We start from the raw sequence: 15,514 nt of genomic DNA, 5'->3' as shown, positions 1-15,514 counted from the left end.
CCGCACCCGGGATCACGGGCTGATTGCGGTTACTTCTTGACCTGAACGCCGGTCAGGATCGGGTCGCCGTCCTGGGCGTACGCGACGCCGGTGACCTTGTCCGAGTAGCCCGCGTTGACCTTGTAGTACCAGAGCGGAATGCTCGGCATGTAGTTGACGAGCTCCTTCTCGATGTCCTGGTACTTCTTCTCCGAGTCCGCGAGGGAGCTGGCGCTGTCGGCCGCGGCGATGTCGGCGTCGATCTTCTTGTTCGAGAACCCGCTCGTGTTGCCGTCCGACTTGGTGCCGAACAGGTCACGGATGAAGTTGGCGTTCATCGGGAAGTCGAGCACCCAGCCACTGCGGTACATGGACTTGACCGCGTGCGCGTCACGCGCGTCCAGGTCGGCCTGGAAGTCGGCCTTGGAGTCGCCGGTGCACTTGACACCGGTGGCGTTGGTGATCGAGTTGCAGACCGCCTCCACCCACTCCTTGTGACCGCCGTCAGCGTTGTACTGGATGGAGATGGCGTTGTTGGGAACGCCGCCACCCTCCTTGATGAGCTGCTTCGCCTTGGTCGGGTTGTACGAGAAGACGTCACCGCCGACGTTCGGCTGGTAGCCGAGCACACCCTTCGCGACCCAGCCGGTGGCGGGCTCGCGGGTGCCCTGGAGCACCGTCTTGGTGATCGTGGCGCGGTCGATCGCCATCGACAGGCCCTGCAGGACCTTCGGGTTGATGTTCTTCCACTGCTTGGTGTAGAAGGCCGGCGTGATCGTCTGGATCGCCGAGTACGCCTTGTCCACCGCGCGGCTGCCGAGGTCCGACTTGTAGACCGGCAGGTCCTTCGGGGCGACCTGACGCAGAACGTCGACGTTGCCCGACTTCAGGTCCTCGTAGGCCGTTTCCAGGTTGGTGTAGTTCTTGAAGATCACACCACCGTTCTTGGCCTTGTCCGGACCCTGGTAGCCGTCGAACTTGGCGATCTCGATCTGCTTCTTGTGCGCCCAGCTGACGAACTTGTACGGGCCGTTGCCGATCGGGTGCTCGCCCGCGGCCTTCGGGTCCTTGTAGAAGGACTCGGGCAGCGGCGAGAAGACCTCGTAGCCGAGCTTGTAGACGTAGTAGGGGATCGCCTTGGAGAGCGTGATCGTGAAGGTGTTGTCGTCGACGACCTTCAGACCGGACATCGTCGTGGCCTTCGGCTTGCCCTTCGCCGGGGCGACGTCGTCGTAGCCCGCGATGTCGGAGAACCAGAAGCTGTTGGTCTGCTTGTTCGCCGGGGCGGCGGCCCAGTTCCACGCCTTGACGTAGGACGTGGCGGTCACCGGGGTGCCGTCGTGGAACTTCCAGCCCGACTTCAGCTTGACCGTGTAGGTCTTGTTGTCCTTCGTGTCCACCGACTGGGCGTTCACGTAGACGATGTTGCCCTTGTCGTCGTAGCTCACGAGCTGCGAGAAGAGCGACTTGATGACGATGCTGCCGTTGGACTCCATGGTGTTGGCCGGCTGCAGCGGGTTCTGCGGCTCGCCCACCTCGACCGAGAACTTACCGGCCGGGTCGACGGCGGCCTTGCTGTCGCTGCCCTTGTCGCCGCCGCCACCACCACAGGCGGTCGCTCCCAGCGCCACAACCGCGGCTATCGCGACCCACTTGGCGCTCTTGGCACCGCGCATGGGTTCCTCCTCATGAGTCCATTGGTTCACCGCAAAAGGGAGCACTAGTCACATTGCCGACACTTGGGACGGAGAAAGTGCTGGTGCCCCCTGCGCTCGCAAGCCGACGCCACCTGAAGGCGTTTGGCCCGTTGGTCCGAGCTCTACGCGCCTAACTATCTGCCATGGGCCAGAGCCCGACCACACTCACAAGGTCTCGGTTCGATCACACCTGTCGCCTACTTCTTCCAAAATCCGGACAAAGGGTTTGCTGAAAGATCCCTGCGAAACGGACTTGTTACACATCTATCGGTCTCGAGCGTCCGCATTGCGGACGCTCGGAGCGAAAAAAGGGGTTGCGGCTATCGTGGCCGTCATGCGGGGGCTCCATCGGCGTGCCCACCCACCCCGGACCGGCGGAGGCAGCTGCCCCGTTTCGCGGTCAACGGGCTTCCACGACAAGGCCGTTCGCTGATCAAGCGGGATGTCCCCGGCAGTGTGATCACGGCACCGAGACGCGCCGTGCGGCCGAGACCCACGTGCTTGCAGAGTAGTGGGAACCGGCCAATTTGGAGGACTACTCCTCCGTAATGAAGGGTTTTCCCTACCCTCCCCCCCCCACTCCCCGCCCTATCGCAGCCCCGTACGTCGGCGCAAACCGCGCGTCGCGCTCATCGCGCCCCCCAAACGCGTCGGGCACCCCGCGGATGCGAGGTGCCCGAAATCACTGCGGAACGGCCGAGGTCAGCCGTGCTTGGCGCGGCCGAGGTCAGCCGTGCTTGGCGCGGCTGGCGGTGCGACCGCGCTCCTTCTGGTCAAGGACGACCTTGCGGATGCGCACGGCCTCCGGGGTCACCTCGACGCACTCGTCGTCGCGGCAGAACTCGAGGGACTGCTCCAGGGAGAGCTTGCGCGGCGGGACGATCGCCTCGAACGAGTCGGCCGAGGACGACCGCATGTTCGTGAGCTTCTTCTCCTTGGTGATGTTCACGTCCATGTCGTCGGCACGCGAGTTCTCGCCGACGATCATGCCCTCGTACACCTCGGTGCCGGGGTCGGTGAACAGCACACCGCGCTCCTGGAGGTTCGTCATCGCGAACGCGGTGACGGCGCCGGAGCGGTCGGCGACCAGCGAGCCGTTGTTACGGGTCGACAGCGCGCCGAACCACGGCTCGTGGCCCTCGTGGATGGAGTGGGCGATGCCCGTGCCGCGCGTACCGGTCAGGAACTCGGTCCGGAAGCCGATGAGGCCGCGGGAGGGAACGACGAACTCCAGGCGGACCCAGCCCGAGCCATGGTTCGACATGTTGTCCATGCGGCCCTTGCGGACGCCCATGAGCTGCGTGACCGCGCCCATGTGCTCCTCGGGCACGTCGATCGTCATGCGCTCGACCGGCTCGTGGACCTTGCCGTCGATCACCTGGGTGACCACCTGCGGCTTGCCGATGGTCAGCTCGAAGCCCTCGCGGCGCATCTGCTCGACCAGGATGGCGAGCGCGAGCTCACCACGGCCCTGGACCTCCCAGGCGTCCGGACGCTCGGTGTCGAGCACCCGCAGGGAGACGTTACCGACCAGCTCGCGGTCGAGACGGTCCTTGACCTGGCGGGCGGTGACCTTGCGGTCCTTGACCGCGGCCTTGGCGTCCGCGCCCTTGCCGGTGCCACCACGGCCGACCAGCGGCGAGGTGTTCGTACCGATCGTCATCGAGATCGCCGGCTCGTCCACCGTGATCAGCGGCAGCGCGATCGGGTTCTCCGGGTCGGCGAGGGTCTCGCCGATCATGATCTCCGGGATACCGGCGACGGCGCAGATGTCACCGGGGCCCGCCATCTCGGCGGGCTTGCGGGTGAGCGCCTCGGTCATCAGCAGCTCGGTGATGCGCACGTTGGACATCGTGCCGTCGCGCTTGATCCACGTGACGGTCTGGCCCTTGCGCAGCTCGCCCTGCTCGACGCGCAGCAGCGCGATACGGCCGAGGAAGTTGTCGGCGTCCAGGTTGGTGACGTGCGCCTGGAGCGGGGCGGACTCGTCGTAGGACGGGGCCGGGACGGACTCCAGGATCGTGGTGAAGAACGGCTCCAGGCTGTCGCTGTCCTGCGGGACCGTGCCGTCCTCCGGCTTGGTCAGGGAGGCGACGCCGTCACGCGCACACGCGTAGACGATCGGGAACTCGATCTGGTCCTCGTCGGCGTCCAGGTCGAGGAAGAGGTCGTACGCCTCGTTCACGACCTCGTCGATGCGCGAGTCGGGACGGTCCGTCTTGTTGATGCACAGGATGACGGGCAGGCGGGCCTGCAGCGCCTTGCGCAGCACGAAGCGGGTCTGCGGCAGCGGGCCCTCGGAGGCGTCGACGAGGAGGACGACCGCGTCCACCATCGACAGACCGCGCTCGACCTCGCCACCGAAGTCGGCGTGGCCCGGGGTGTCGATGATGTTGATGGTGATGACCTCACCACCATCCTTCGGGTGGTACTTCACGGCCGTGTTCTTGGCCAGGATCGTGATGCCCTTCTCACGCTCCAGGTCGTTCGAGTCCATCATGCGGTCGTCAAGCGACTCGGCGGCGTGCGCGGCGAAGGCACCGGCCTGCTTGAGCATGGCATCGACCAGGGTGGTCTTGCCATGGTCGACGTGGGCGACGATGGCGACGTTGCGGATGTCGTGGCGCGTGGCCATATTGAGGCGCTTCTCCCGGAGTGAGTGGACGGCCTGCGCGTACGTCAGTGCTACGCGGACCCTGCCGGGCTGGACACGCCACGGCCTTACCCCATGGTACGTGGCCTTGACGGCCGCGGCCTCCGCGGGCCAGTCCGCGGAGGCCGTGGGCGGCCTTGATCGCCCTTCCTGCTTGCCCTTCCTACCTGTCCTTCTTGGGTGCCGTTCCCCCCTGCGCGCCCTTCTTCAGGAAGCCCATGTCCTCGTAGAGGGGGGTCTGGAACCCGAAGGCGCCTGCGTTGGCGAGGTTCGGGCGGGTGGCCGTGAGCTGGGGGCGCTGATAGAGGGGAATCGATCCGGCGGCGGCCCAGATCCGGGCGTCGGCCTTGCGGACCAGGGAACGCGACTCGTCCTCGTCCAGCGTCGCGATGGCCTGGTCGAACAGCTGGTCGACCTGGTCGGTGCCGACCCGGGTGTAGTTCTGCTCCACGGCGAGGGAGCCGTCGGCCGCCGGGACGGGCTTCGCGTAGATCGGGCGGGCGTCGGTGGCGGGGAAGGCCGAGGCGGGCCAGGAGTACAGCGCCAGGTCGTACTGACCCGAGGCGATGTGGTCCTTGAAATAGCTGTCGTCCGGCACCCTGGACGTCTCGGTACGGATGCCGATGCGCTCCAGCATCCGGGAGATCTGGTCGGCGACCGTGCGCAGCGACTCCGAACCGGGACCCGAGGGCAGGACGAAGCGCAGCGTCAGCGCCTTGCCGTCCTTGGCGAGCGCGCCGGCCGCGGCGCCCGCCGGGGCGGCCGTGCCCTTGGGCGCGTAGGCGCCGGGCGCCCCGCCCTGCCGGTTGTCCTTGGGGGCGTACTGCCTGCCGTCGAGGTGCTTGCCGGCCTGGTCGTCCGGGTGCTGCTTCCCGTGCTTGTCGGAGTGGTCCTTCGGGTCCTTCTTGTCCCGGTCGGCCTCGCCGTTCTTGTCGTCCTCGCCGACGATGAACGTTCCGTCGTCCGAGTCGGCGTCGGAGTCGGCCTTCTTGCCCTTGGGCCCGGCCGCCTTGTCCTTGTCCTTCTTCTGCTGCTGCTCGTTCACCGGTCCCCCGGGCACCCATCCGGCGTCCGCCAGCAGCGCCTGCGCCTCCTTGGTGTCCTGACCGCCGAGCGCGCCGCTGTTGTCGGCGTAGGCCGGCTGACCGGAGAGCGCGAGGTGGCTGCCGACCGGGACGGCGGGCAGGCCCAGCGGGCCCAGGACGGTCTTGGCGAGTTCGTCGCGGTTGATGGCGCGGGCGACGGCGCGGCGGACGCGCTCGTCGGCGAGCGGGCCCTCGGAGCCGTTCAGGGCCAGCTGGGTGTAGGCGGGCTCGAGGGACTTGCGGACCACGAAGTCACGCAGGGCCGTCTGCTGACGGGCGTACGTCGCGATCGCCGTGCGCTGCTTCTTGCGGGCCTTGATCTCGTCGGACGCGGCCTCCTCGTCGGAGCCGTGCGCGACCGCCCAGGAGCGCAGCGCCTTCGCGGGCGTGAGCGCGGAGCCCGGTCCCTGCAGCCGGGCGGTCCCCTTGTCGCGGGCGGCGAACGTGATCCGGCCGGCCTCTTCGGGGTCGATCTCGGCCAGGTCGACCTTGTCGGCGGCGAGCGCGTCGGCCCGCTTGTCGCGCGGGACGGCGACCAGCGCGATCTCGGAGAGCTTGGCGGGGCGGCCCCACCAGTGCGGGTTGCGGGTGAGGAGGACCTGGCCGACCTTGTGGTCGATCTTCTGGAGGGTGAACGGACCCGCGGTGGCCTGGAGCTTGGTGCGCGCACCGTCGTTGAAGGCATCCGCGGTGCCCATCGCGTCCTTGGGGTACAGCGGGGAGAAGAGCGACTTCCAGTCGGCGTAGGGGCGGCTGAAGGTGACGCGGACCTCCAGGTTGCTCTTGCCCTGTTCGATCTTCTCGATGCGGTCGTAGCCGGCGTTGCGGGCCGTCCAGTACGCGCTGTCCTTGCCGGACAGGGCGCGCCACTGGGCGGCGAAGTCGGCGGCGCCGATCTCGCGGCCGTCGCTCCAGACCGCCTGCTGGTTGAGCTTGTAGAGCACGACCTGCTTGGGTTCGGTCTCGACGATCTTGGCCGATTCGAGGTAGTCGGGGTTGAGCTGGGGGCTGCCGTTGGAGTCGAGGCGGTACAGGGAGGGCAGTACGGCGCCGGCGATCCGGGAGGTGCCGGCGTCGGCGTCCGCCTGGAAGGTGTTGAGGGTCTGCGGTACGGCGTCCACGGCCCAGCGGAGGGTGCCGCCGTCCGCGATCTGGTCGCGGGTCGCGGGCGCGATGTCCTGCGCGGCGACGGGCTTGGCGGCCTCCTCGTCCGCGCTGCACGCGGCGAGGGCGGGTACCGCGAGTGCGCCCGCGGTGAGGAACGCGACCGAGCGCATCACCGCGCGCAGTCCGACGCCGTCGTGGGACATCACTGCAACCTCCGGTGGGGAGAACGGGGCCGGATCTGATCACTTTTGGCGGTATATGCGGTTGATCAGATGTATGCGCCCACTGAAGGGGAGGGGGAGCGTGGGGGTGCGGCGACACGACGTGGGGCGTCCGGAACCCCACCCGTCCGGCCCAACGTTTCCTCGCCCCCGCCGCCCCTACCCGTCCCCATCCCTGAGGGCTCCGCCCCCAGACCCCCGCATCGGCCTGAACGGCCTCGTCCTCAAACGCCGGACAGGCTGAAGATGCGCGCCAGCGCCCTCAAGGGACGCGGGGAACTGCGCGCCCATCCCCCACCCACCCACAGCCAGAACACACAGCCCGGTCCGGAAATGCGGGGCGAAGCCCCCGCCTCAGGGGCGTGGGGAACTGCGCGACCGGCCCCCACCCACCCGCAGCCGAACGGGGTTCCGCGGCGCAGCCCCGTCGCAGGGCTCGGATTCACTCACGTGTGGAGGTAAACCGGCCCCGGGGGGCGCATTCCGGTGGGCGTGAGCCGTCAATCCGTGCAGATCCCTTCCCACGGCTCGGTGTGACGCGCAACACTCGCAGGCGCATGAACGTTGCCGCCTTGGACCGCAGGGTCCTGGAAGCGAGGGCAAGTCATGTCCGTACACGACGACTTGACGTCAGTTCAGCGATGCATCGACGACCTCGTGAGGTCGGTGGGACGCCTGGAGCAGCAGATCGGCGGAGGCGGCCTGGAGATGCGCCGCGTCCGCGCCGACGCGGACCACCTGCGCGAGAGCGTCGCCCTGCTGCGCGAGTCCGCCCCCGGCCTCGCCCCGCCCCGGCGCCCCGATCTCGTCTCGATCCCCGACACCCCGTACGACAGCTCCTTGTGGACGGACTCGGACGACGAGGGACTCGGCGCCCACGACCGCCACGCCCCGTGAGCGCCCCGGAGGCGAAAAGTTGAGCACTGGCACTGAACCCCATCCGACCCCCGGCGGCGTACACACCGGTACGCGCGCCGCGATCACCGCCCGGCATCTGCGCACCGACCGCTGGTGGCTGGCGCCCGCCGCCACCGCGGCCGGGCTGCTGGCCTTCGTCGTGTACTCGACCTGGCGCGCCTTCGCTGACACGAACTACTACTCGGCGCCGTACGTCTCGCCGTTCTACTCGCCCTGTCTGGCCGAGCGGTGCCGGACGATGCACGCGGGCCCCAACGCGGACCTCTTCGGGAGCTGGTGGGGCATCTCCCCCGCCATCATCATCCTGATCTTCCCGCTCGGCTTCCGGCTGACCTGCTACTACTACCGCAAGGCCTACTACCGCGGCTTCTGGGCGTCGCCGCCGGCCTGCGCGGTCGCCGAGCCGCACAAGAAGTACACCGGCGAGACCCGCTTCCCGCTCATCCTGCAGAACGTCCACCGGTACTTCTTCTACGCCGCGATCGTCGTCGCCGGGATCCTGACCTACGACACCGTGCTCTCCTTCCGCGACGAGCACTACCGCTGGGGCCACATGGGCCTGGGCACCCTGGTCTTCCTGCTCAACATCACGCTGATCTGGGCGTACACCCTGTCCTGCCACTCCTGCCGGCACATCGTCGGAGGCAAGCTCAAGCACTTCTCCAAACATCCCGTGCGCTACCGGATGTGGCAGTGGGTCGGGAAGCTGAACGCCCGCCACATGCTGCTCGCCTGGGCGTCGCTGATCAGCGTGGCGCTCGCCGACTTCTACGTGTATCTCGTCGCGTCCGGCGCCTTCGACGATCCGCGCTTCTTCTAGCTGAGTGGGGCCCTCTGATGTCCGTGGTTGACAGGCAGGAGTGGGACGTTGTCGTGGTCGGCGCCGGTGGCGCCGGACTGCGCGCCGCCATCGAGGCGCGCGAACGTGGCGCCCGTACGGCCGTGATCTGCAAGTCGCTGTTCGGCAAGGCGCACACGGTGATGGCCGAGGGCGGCATCGCGGCGGCGATGGGCAACGTCAACTCCGGCGACAACTGGCAGGTCCACTTCCGCGACACCATGCGGGGCGGGAAGTTCCTGAACCAGTGGCGGATGGCCGAGCTGCATGCCAAGGAAGCCCCGGAGCGGGTGTGGGAGCTGGAGACCTGGGGCGCCCTCTTCGACCGTACGAAGGACGGGCGGATCTCGCAGCGCAACTTCGGCGGCCACGAGTATCCGCGGCTCGCACACGTCGGCGACCGGACCGGGCTCGAGCTCATCCGGACCCTCCAGCAGAAGATCGTGTCGCTCCAGCAGGAGGACATGAAGGAGACCGGGAGCTACGAGAGCCGGCTGAAGGTGTACCAGGAGTGCACCGTCACGCGCGTGCTGAAGGACGGCAACCGCGTCTCCGGGGCGTTCTGCTACGAGCGCGAGTCCGGCCGCTTCTTCGTTCTCGAAGCCCCCTCCGTCGTCATCGCCACCGGCGGTATCGGCAAGTCGTTCAAGGTGACGTCGAACTCGTGGGAGTACACGGGCGACGGTCACGCCGTGGCGCTGCTCGCCGGAGCGCCGCTGCTCAACATGGAGTTCGTGCAGTTCCATCCGACGGGCATGGTCTGGCCGCCGTCGGTGAAGGGGATCCTGGTCACCGAGTCGGTGCGCGGGGACGGCGGGGTGCTCAGGAACTCCGACGGCAAGCGGTTCATGTTCGAGTACATCCCGGACGTCTTCAAGGAGAAGTACGCGCAGTCCGAGGAGGAGGGCGACCGCTGGTACGAGGACCCGGACCACAACCGGCGTCCCCCGGAGCTGCTGCCGCGCGACGAGGTCGCCCGCGCCATCAACTCCGAGGTGAAGGCGGGTCGCGGGTCGCCGCACGGCGGGGTCTTCCTCGATGTGTCGACCCGGATGCCCGCCGAGGTGATCCGGCGTCGGCTTCCCTCCATGTACCACCAGTTCAAGGAACTCGCGGACGTCGACATCACGGCGGAGGCGATGGAGGTCGGGCCCACCTGTCACTACGTGATGGGCGGCATCGCGGTCGACTCGGACTCGGCGGCGGCGCGCGGCGTACCGGGGCTGTTCGCCGCCGGTGAGGTCGCGGGCGGCATGCACGGTTCCAACCGGCTCGGCGGCAACTCCCTCTCCGACCTGCTGGTCTTCGGGCGGCGGGCGGGACTGCACGCCGCCGAGTACGCCGCCGACCTGGCCGGGGACCGCCCGCCCGTGGACGACATCCAGATCGACGCGGCGGCGGCCGAGGCCCTGCGGCCCTTCTCGGCCGAGGGTCCGGAGCCCGGTGCGCAGAGCGGGCGACCGCCCGAGAACCCGTACACCCTCCATCAGGAACTCCAGCAGGCCATGAACGACCTGGTCGGCATCATCCGCCGCGAGGCCGAGATGGAACAGGCCCTGGAGAAACTCGCGGAGCTGCGGGTACGGGCACGACGGGCCGGAGTCGAGGGCCACCGGCAGTTCAATCCCGGCTGGCACCTCGCCCTCGACCTGCGCAACATGCTCCTGGTCAGCGAGTGCGTGGCCCGCGCCGCCCTGGAGCGCACGGAGTCGCGCGGCGGCCATACCCGCGAGGACCATCCGGCGATGGAGCGGACCTGGCGTCGAGTCAACCTCCTGTGCCAACTCACCGATCCCACGGGCGGGTTGGCGGCCACCGACCCGGTGCACGGTCAGATCGACCTCAGCCGCGAAAGCACCGAACCCATTCGTCCCGACCTGCTCGCCCTCTTCGAGAAGGAGGAGCTGGTCAAGTACCTCGCCGAAGAGGAGCTCTACGATTGACCTTCTTCCCGCCTCGAAAGGCGGGAAGTGCCGCGGCTCGCGCCGCAGCATTTCCTGCTTCACCGCCGACTGCCTCATCTGGAATGAACTTCCGCTGAGGTCTTACACCGGCTCCACAGGCTGCAACCGCCAGCCCGGCGGCCAAGATGTTCTTCGCGGCGTTGTGGTCCCGATCATGCCGGGTACCGCAGCCCTTGCACGTCCATTCACGGACGTGCAAGGGAAGGCTCTCGCAGATCCGACCACACGCAGAGCACGCCTTCGAGGAGGGGTGCCAGCGGTCGATGACGACAAGTTCACGCCCGTACCAGGCACACTTGTACTCCAGCATGGAACGCAGCCGTGTCCACGCCGCGTCGCTGATGGCACGCGCCAGGCTGCCGTTCCTGAGCATGTTCCGGACGGTCAGGTCCTCGATCACGACCAGTTGGTTCTCCTGGACGAGTCGAGTGGTCAGCTTGTGCAGAAAATCCCGGCGCCGGTCGGCGATCCGGCCGTGGACCCTCGCTACCTTGACGCACGCCTTGGCGCTGTTGCTCGACCCCTTCTGTTTACGGGCCAGTTCCCGCTGCGCCTTCGCGAGCCGGGCGCGCTCCCGTTGCTCCTGCTTCGGGTTGGCGATCTTCTCTCCGGTCGACAAGGTCACCAGGCTGGATACGCCCGCATCGACACCCACGGCAGTACGCGTTCTGCGAAGTGGCTTGACCATGTCCTCCATGAGCAGGGACACAAACCAGCGTCCCGCCCCATCTCGGGACACGGTCACCGTGGTCGGCTCCGCGCCTTTGGGCAGCGGACGCGACAAGGCGATGTCCAGCGGGCCGGACATCTTCGCCAGGAACAGCTCTCCACCGCGCCAGCGAAAAGCGGAACGGGTGTATGTCGCCGAAGGTCTGGCCTTCTTCTTCGACTTGAACCGCGGGTATCGGGCGCGCTTGTCGAAGAAGGCCTGAAACGCACCCTGAAGGTGCCGCAGCGCCTGCTGAAGCGGCACAGAGGACACCTCCCGCAGAAACGCGGCCTCCTCACTGGATTTGAGGGCGGTGAGCGCCTTGTCCGTTGCCGGATAGCCAATCTTCTCCCCGCGCAGGGTGTACGCCTCGGAGCGCAGCTGCAGCGCCCAGTTGTACACGTAGCGGACGCACCCGAACGTGCGCGACAGCTCCGTCGCCTGCTCGTCCGTGGGATAGAAGCGATATATGAAAGCCCGCTTCACCTCCTGCGCCATGTTTACACGCTAACCGCCATCGATGTAAGGGAGATGCTTTTCATGAATTCCACTGAGCTGCCGCGGGATGGAAGCCGATGAGCACAACCGCCTCCACCTCATACGAGGCGCACTTCCGGGTTTGGCGGGGGGACATCAAGGGCGGCGGCCTGGAGGACTTCGCGGTCGAGGTCAACGACGGTGAGGTGGTGCTGGACATCATCCACCGGCTCCAGGCGACCCAGGCCCCGGACCTGGCCGTCCGCTGGAACTGCAAGGCGGGCAAGTGCGGTTCGTGCTCGGCGGAGATCAACGGGCGCCCCCGGCTGATGTGCATGACGCGCATGTCGGTGTTCACGCGGGAGGAGACGATCACCGTCACACCGCTGCGCGCATTCCCGGTCGTACGGGATCTCGTCACGGACGTCGGCTTCAACTACGCCAAGGCGCGGCAGGTCCCCGCCTTCGTCCCCCCGGCCGGTCTCGGCCCCGGCGAGTACCGCATGCAGCAGGAGGACGTCGACCGCTCGCAGGAGTTCCGCAAGTGCATCGAGTGCTTCCTGTGCCAGGACACCTGCCATGTCGTACGCGACCACGAGGAGAACAAACCGGCGTTCGCGGGCCCGCGCTTCCTGATGCGCGTCGCCGAACTGGACATGCACCCGCTGGACGCGGCCGCCGACACCGGCCTGGACCGCAAGCGCACCGCCCAGGACGAGCACGGCCTCGGCTACTGCAACATCACCAAGTGCTGCACGGAGGTCTGCCCCGAGGGCATCAAGATCACGGACAATGCCCTGATCCCCTTGAAGGAACGGGCGGTCGACCGCAAGTACGACCCGCTGGTGTGGCTGGGTTCGAAGATCAGGAGGCGGGATTCGTCGTCGTAGGGGCGGTGGGGCCGCCGCGGCGGCGGTCGCGGGTCGAGCGGTGGACCAGGACACCCCCGGTGATCATTCCGGCGGCGCTCACGAGGGCGCCGGCGAACTGGAGGAGACCGGGACCGGTCAGCGCGAGGTTCAGCGACTGGAGCGCGACGGCCGCCGTCATCAGCAGCGCGCCCCGGCCCCACAGCCGGCGCCGCAGCACGGGGCGGCGCTCCCACCCCGCCGGCACCCGGCCGCCGCGCACGGCGACGATCCCGACGGCCGCCGCGAGTCCGAGGACCACGCCCTCGCCGAGGCCGGCCGCGAAGAGCCAGTGCGCTGTCATCGGCGTTCCGGGATGCCGGGGCGACCGGGCCGCCGCGAGGCCATCTGCAGCACGAGCCCCCCGATGAACAGGGCCATACCGGTCATCGCGAAGGGCGCCATGCCGAGGTCGGGCCCCCGGAACGGGCCGATGAACATGTACAGGGACATCCCGACGGCTCCCACCACCGAGCCGTACCCCCACAGCTTCGGCCGGAGGACACGGGGGCGCAGCCAGGGCGGCACCCAGCCCGTGACGATCCCGGCGATCCCCATCGTCGCCGTGCCGGTCATGACCAGCGCGGCGAAGCCCATCAGATAGTGCACGGACTTCCCCCTCCCCCAGAGCGCACCGAACCGGCGCGCGCCCTCCGATCATGGCACGGGGTGCTCCAGCAGCGTGAGGGTCCGCCCGATGCTGTGTTCCGCGATCGCCCGCATCGGCACCGGATCCGGGAAGTCGCCGTCGAGGAGCCGGAGCGGGCCCGCTACCAGCGAGAGGTGCATGGCCAGGCGGTAGAGGCGCAGCCGGTCCTCGTCGAGGCCGTCGGCGCGCAGTGCTGTGTAGGCGTCGTAGTCGCCGCCGAAGCGCTGGCGCAGGAAGACGTGCTCCCACTCGGCGTCGAAGTAGAGCAGGCCCTCGATGTCGATGAGGGCGGGGTGGCCGTGCTCGTCCACGAGGACGTGGTCCGGGCCGAGTTCGCCGTGGACCAGGCCGACGCGGCCGCGCGGACGGACCGCCTCGGCGAGGGCGTGCAGACGGTCGTGCAGGGCCTCGCGTACGGCGGCGATCCGAGGGTCGCGCGCGGCGGCCTCCGCCAGGTCGGCCAGGGCCCGTTCGAGGACGACCTGCTCGCACGAACCGCCGTGCGCGCTGCCGCCGTTGTCGACGACGGCGACCTTGCCGTGGCGTGGTGCGGGGTGGGCGTGCAGGGTGCGCAGAGCCTCGGCCAGTTCCCGCAGGGGGCCCGCGGCGGCCTGGGGGTCGCGGCGCAGCAGGTCCTCCAGACTGCCGCCGCGTACGTCCTCCACCACGGCCACGTCCGAGGGCACGCGCGTGTGCGTGCGGTCGGCGAACAGCAGGCGGGGGGTGCGGATGCCGAGGGCGGTGAGCCTGTCGTGCGCGGCGGTGAAGAGGCCGAGCCCGGAGGCGTGCGAGAAGGAGTCGCGGGGGTCGGCCGGGGCCGCGTCCCAGTAGTCCTCGGCCGGGTCCCAGACGTAGGCGACCGCGGTGGAGCCGTCGTCGAGGAAGAGCCGGTAGACACCCTTCTTGCTGCCGCCGCGCAGCCGGGCGACCGCGGTGAGCGTCCGGGCCGGGCCGAGGGCGGCACGGGCCAGCGGCGCGAGCTCGTCCCTCGTGAGCGGTCTGCGCGTGACGGTCATCGGACCCAGCCTTGCTCGTACGCCGTCCAGTCCTTCTCCCGGGCGGCGAAGTCCACGTACAGGGCGACGCCGAAGTGTTGTCGGGTGCGGTCGGTGCGGGAGAGGCCGAGGCGGGTGCCGCGGACGGCCGCCGCGACCGTCTCGGCGGAGCCGTGGTGGTCCATGTTGTCCTCGTAGTAGAAGGGCAGCCCCATCAGCAGGTCGGTCGATTTCGGGGTGACTTCGAGGGCGAGGGAGGTCTGCTCGGCGACGTAACCGCCGTACAGGCTCTCCAGCGGAAGCGCCGTGTCGTACGACATCACGGCGATCTGGTCGACCCGGCGGGCGACCTGTCCGAAGAACGACTGGGACCACCACTTGGGGTGCGCGGTGAAGGCGCCGAAGACGGAGTGGAGGTTCGGGAGCGGGTCGATCTGATGGGCGGCGACGGAGAGCTGGGCGTCGTGGGCCCGGGTGACGCGGCGCAGATCGTCGAGCAGGGAAAGGTAGTGGGAGTCGCCGGAGTGCAGGGGCTCCAGGTCGAAGTGGGCGCCCTCGAAACCGGCGTCGAGGATCTGCCCGGCGGAGCGGACGACGGCGGCCCGGGTGGCCGACCGCTCCAGGCGCATCCCGACCTCCCCCTCGGTGGCGAGCACGTCGCCGAGCCAGGCCTGGACACGGACGCCGGGCAGTTCGCGGTGCACCGCCTCGACCAGCCAACGCGCTTTCGGGTACGCCGACTCGGGCAGGGTCCCGTCGTGCTCCAGCGGTCCCGCGTGCACGTACAGGTCCCGGATCCCGGTCGTCCGCAGCCGCTTCGCGAGCGCCTTGACGTCCGCGTCCTCCTTCCGGCCGTCCACCCAGGCGTGGCCCATCCAGAGGGCGTCACGATTCCTGGTCCGGGTACCGGAGGCCGGGTCTCCGGCGTAGTTGACCCGCAGGGCGGTGCCCGCGGCGAGCAGGGAGAGCACCGACACCAGAACGAGCGCGAGCACGACCCGTTTGGGCCAGCGGAGGCGGGGGTGCCGCCAGCCCCGGCCCACCGTTCGAAGCCAGGCGGGGACACGGCTCGGGGAGGTACGGCCCCCGTCGTCCTGCGGGCCGCCCGCTCCCCCGTCCGTCCCCGCCCCGGTGTCCGTCCCCGCCCCGGTCGGTGTCGCCGGCGTCTGCGCCACCGGCTCCGCCTCGGTCCCCGTGCGCTGCTCGTCCATCCCCCGCGCCCCCTCCGTACGCCCCCGTATCTCCCGTACCTTAAGCGGCCCCGTCTCGGCGCACGCCCGGTCGCGCCCCGGCGCAAGCGGTCATACGCTCCCA

12 protein-coding genes are annotated in these 15,514 nt (G+C 69.0%); 4 read left to right on the top strand and 8 right to left on the bottom strand.

Annotated features, from left to right (window positions below; translation table 11 throughout):
- Positions 1-29: 29 nt before the first annotated feature.
- The 3 genes from ACIQTP_RS15520 to ACIQTP_RS15510 all read right to left on the bottom strand — a co-directional run bounded on the left by ACIQTP_RS15520 (position 30) and on the right by ACIQTP_RS15510 (position 6,724).
- Positions 30-1,655 (bottom strand): ABC transporter substrate-binding protein, encoded by a 1,626-nt coding sequence (locus tag ACIQTP_RS15520; protein ID WP_403400104.1) that lies wholly within the window; start codon positions 1,653-1,655, stop codon positions 30-32.
- Positions 1,656-2,403: 748 nt separating this feature from the next.
- Positions 2,404-4,311: a translational GTPase TypA gene (gene typA / locus ACIQTP_RS15515; protein WP_403400102.1), complete on the bottom strand. Its 1,908-nt coding sequence runs from the start codon at positions 4,309-4,311 to the stop codon at positions 2,404-2,406.
- A gap of 181 nt (positions 4,312-4,492) precedes the next feature.
- A complete protein-coding gene (locus tag ACIQTP_RS15510) occupies positions 4,493-6,724 on the bottom strand; it encodes an ABC transporter family substrate-binding protein (RefSeq protein WP_403400100.1) in 2,232 nt (743 codons plus the stop codon).
- A 624-nt stretch (positions 6,725-7,348) separates the two neighbouring features.
- Here ACIQTP_RS15510 and ACIQTP_RS15505 point away from each other — a divergent pair.
- The 3 genes from ACIQTP_RS15505 to ACIQTP_RS15495 are packed head-to-tail and all read left to right on the top strand — an operon-like array spanning position 7,349 to position 10,441.
- Entirely contained in the window at positions 7,349-7,639 is a 291-nt protein-coding gene (locus ACIQTP_RS15505; RefSeq protein ID WP_067368400.1) for a hypothetical protein, read from the top strand.
- A 19-nt stretch (positions 7,640-7,658) separates the two neighbouring features.
- Positions 7,659-8,480 carry a hypothetical protein gene (locus tag ACIQTP_RS15500; RefSeq protein ID WP_403400098.1) on the top strand — a complete coding sequence of 274 codons (822 nt, stop codon included), beginning with the start codon at positions 7,659-7,661 and terminating at the stop codon, positions 8,478-8,480.
- A gap of 17 nt (positions 8,481-8,497) precedes the next feature.
- Entirely contained in the window at positions 8,498-10,441 is a 1,944-nt protein-coding gene (locus ACIQTP_RS15495; protein ID WP_403400096.1) for a fumarate reductase/succinate dehydrogenase flavoprotein subunit, read from the top strand.
- Here ACIQTP_RS15495 and ACIQTP_RS15490 read toward each other — a convergent pair.
- Positions 10,407-11,669 carry an RNA-guided endonuclease InsQ/TnpB family protein gene (locus ACIQTP_RS15490; protein ID WP_403400094.1) on the bottom strand — a complete coding sequence of 421 codons (1,263 nt, stop codon included), beginning with the start codon at positions 11,667-11,669 and terminating at the stop codon, positions 10,407-10,409. The two genes, ACIQTP_RS15495 and ACIQTP_RS15490, sit on opposite strands and share 35 nt — an antisense overlap.
- 77 nt (positions 11,670-11,746) lie before the next feature.
- Between ACIQTP_RS15490 and ACIQTP_RS15485 the strand changes: the two genes are divergently transcribed.
- A complete protein-coding gene (locus tag ACIQTP_RS15485) occupies positions 11,747-12,538 on the top strand; it encodes a succinate dehydrogenase/fumarate reductase iron-sulfur subunit (RefSeq protein ID WP_355487252.1) in 792 nt (263 codons plus the stop codon).
- On the opposite strand, the gene ACIQTP_RS15480 is transcribed toward ACIQTP_RS15485, so the two are convergent.
- The 4 genes from ACIQTP_RS15480 to ACIQTP_RS15465 are packed head-to-tail and all read right to left on the bottom strand — an operon-like array spanning position 12,513 to position 15,411.
- Complete coding sequence (locus tag ACIQTP_RS15480) at positions 12,513-12,860, bottom strand: hypothetical protein (RefSeq protein WP_403400092.1); 348 nt, start codon at positions 12,858-12,860, stop codon at positions 12,513-12,515. The genes ACIQTP_RS15485 and ACIQTP_RS15480 overlap by 26 nt on opposite strands.
- Entirely contained in the window at positions 12,857-13,165 is a 309-nt protein-coding gene (locus ACIQTP_RS15475) for a hypothetical protein (RefSeq protein WP_403400090.1), read from the bottom strand. The genes ACIQTP_RS15480 and ACIQTP_RS15475 overlap by 4 nt, the downstream gene beginning before the upstream one ends.
- 48 nt (positions 13,166-13,213) lie before the next feature.
- Positions 13,214-14,221 (bottom strand): phosphotransferase family protein, encoded by a 1,008-nt coding sequence (locus tag ACIQTP_RS15470; protein WP_403400088.1) that lies wholly within the window; start codon positions 14,219-14,221, stop codon positions 13,214-13,216.
- On the bottom strand, positions 14,218-15,411 hold the full coding sequence (locus ACIQTP_RS15465) for a hypothetical protein (protein WP_403400086.1): 1,194 nt from the start codon (positions 15,409-15,411) through the stop codon (positions 14,218-14,220). The genes ACIQTP_RS15470 and ACIQTP_RS15465 overlap by 4 nt, the downstream gene beginning before the upstream one ends.
- Between the last annotated feature and the right edge of the window lie 103 nt (positions 15,412-15,514).

The sequence above is a fragment of the Streptomyces sp. NPDC090798 genome, from assembly GCF_044768965.1.
In the GTDB taxonomy this organism is placed as follows: Bacteria; Actinomycetota; Actinomycetes; order Streptomycetales; family Streptomycetaceae; genus Streptomyces.
The sequence above is the reverse complement of the archived record's forward strand: the minus strand, read 5'-3'. Positions and strand labels throughout refer to the sequence as shown.

Bases quoted from the DNA above. Each gene is read 5' to 3' on its own strand.
- typA (WP_403400102.1), bottom strand. From the start codon at position 4,311: ATGGCCACGCGCCACGACATCCGCAACGTCGCCATCGTCGCCCACGTC.
- ACIQTP_RS15510 (WP_403400100.1), bottom strand. From the start codon at position 6,724: ATGTCCCACGACGGCGTCGGACTGCGCGCGGTGATGCGCTCGGTCGCG.
- ACIQTP_RS15470 (WP_403400088.1), bottom strand. From the start codon at position 14,221: ATGACCGTCACGCGCAGACCGCTCACGAGGGACGAGCTCGCGCCGCTG.
- ACIQTP_RS15490 (WP_403400094.1), bottom strand. From the start codon at position 11,669: ATGGCGCAGGAGGTGAAGCGGGCTTTCATATATCGCTTCTATCCCACG.
- ACIQTP_RS15465 (WP_403400086.1), bottom strand. From the start codon at position 15,411: ATGGACGAGCAGCGCACGGGGACCGAGGCGGAGCCGGTGGCGCAGACG.
- ACIQTP_RS15520 (WP_403400104.1), bottom strand. From the start codon at position 1,655: ATGCGCGGTGCCAAGAGCGCCAAGTGGGTCGCGATAGCCGCGGTTGTG.
- ACIQTP_RS15495 (WP_403400096.1), top strand. From the start codon at position 8,498: ATGTCCGTGGTTGACAGGCAGGAGTGGGACGTTGTCGTGGTCGGCGCC.
- ACIQTP_RS15505 (WP_067368400.1), top strand. From the start codon at position 7,349: ATGTCCGTACACGACGACTTGACGTCAGTTCAGCGATGCATCGACGAC.
- ACIQTP_RS15480 (WP_403400092.1), bottom strand. From the start codon at position 12,860: ATGACAGCGCACTGGCTCTTCGCGGCCGGCCTCGGCGAGGGCGTGGTC.
- ACIQTP_RS15485 (WP_355487252.1), top strand. From the start codon at position 11,747: ATGAGCACAACCGCCTCCACCTCATACGAGGCGCACTTCCGGGTTTGG.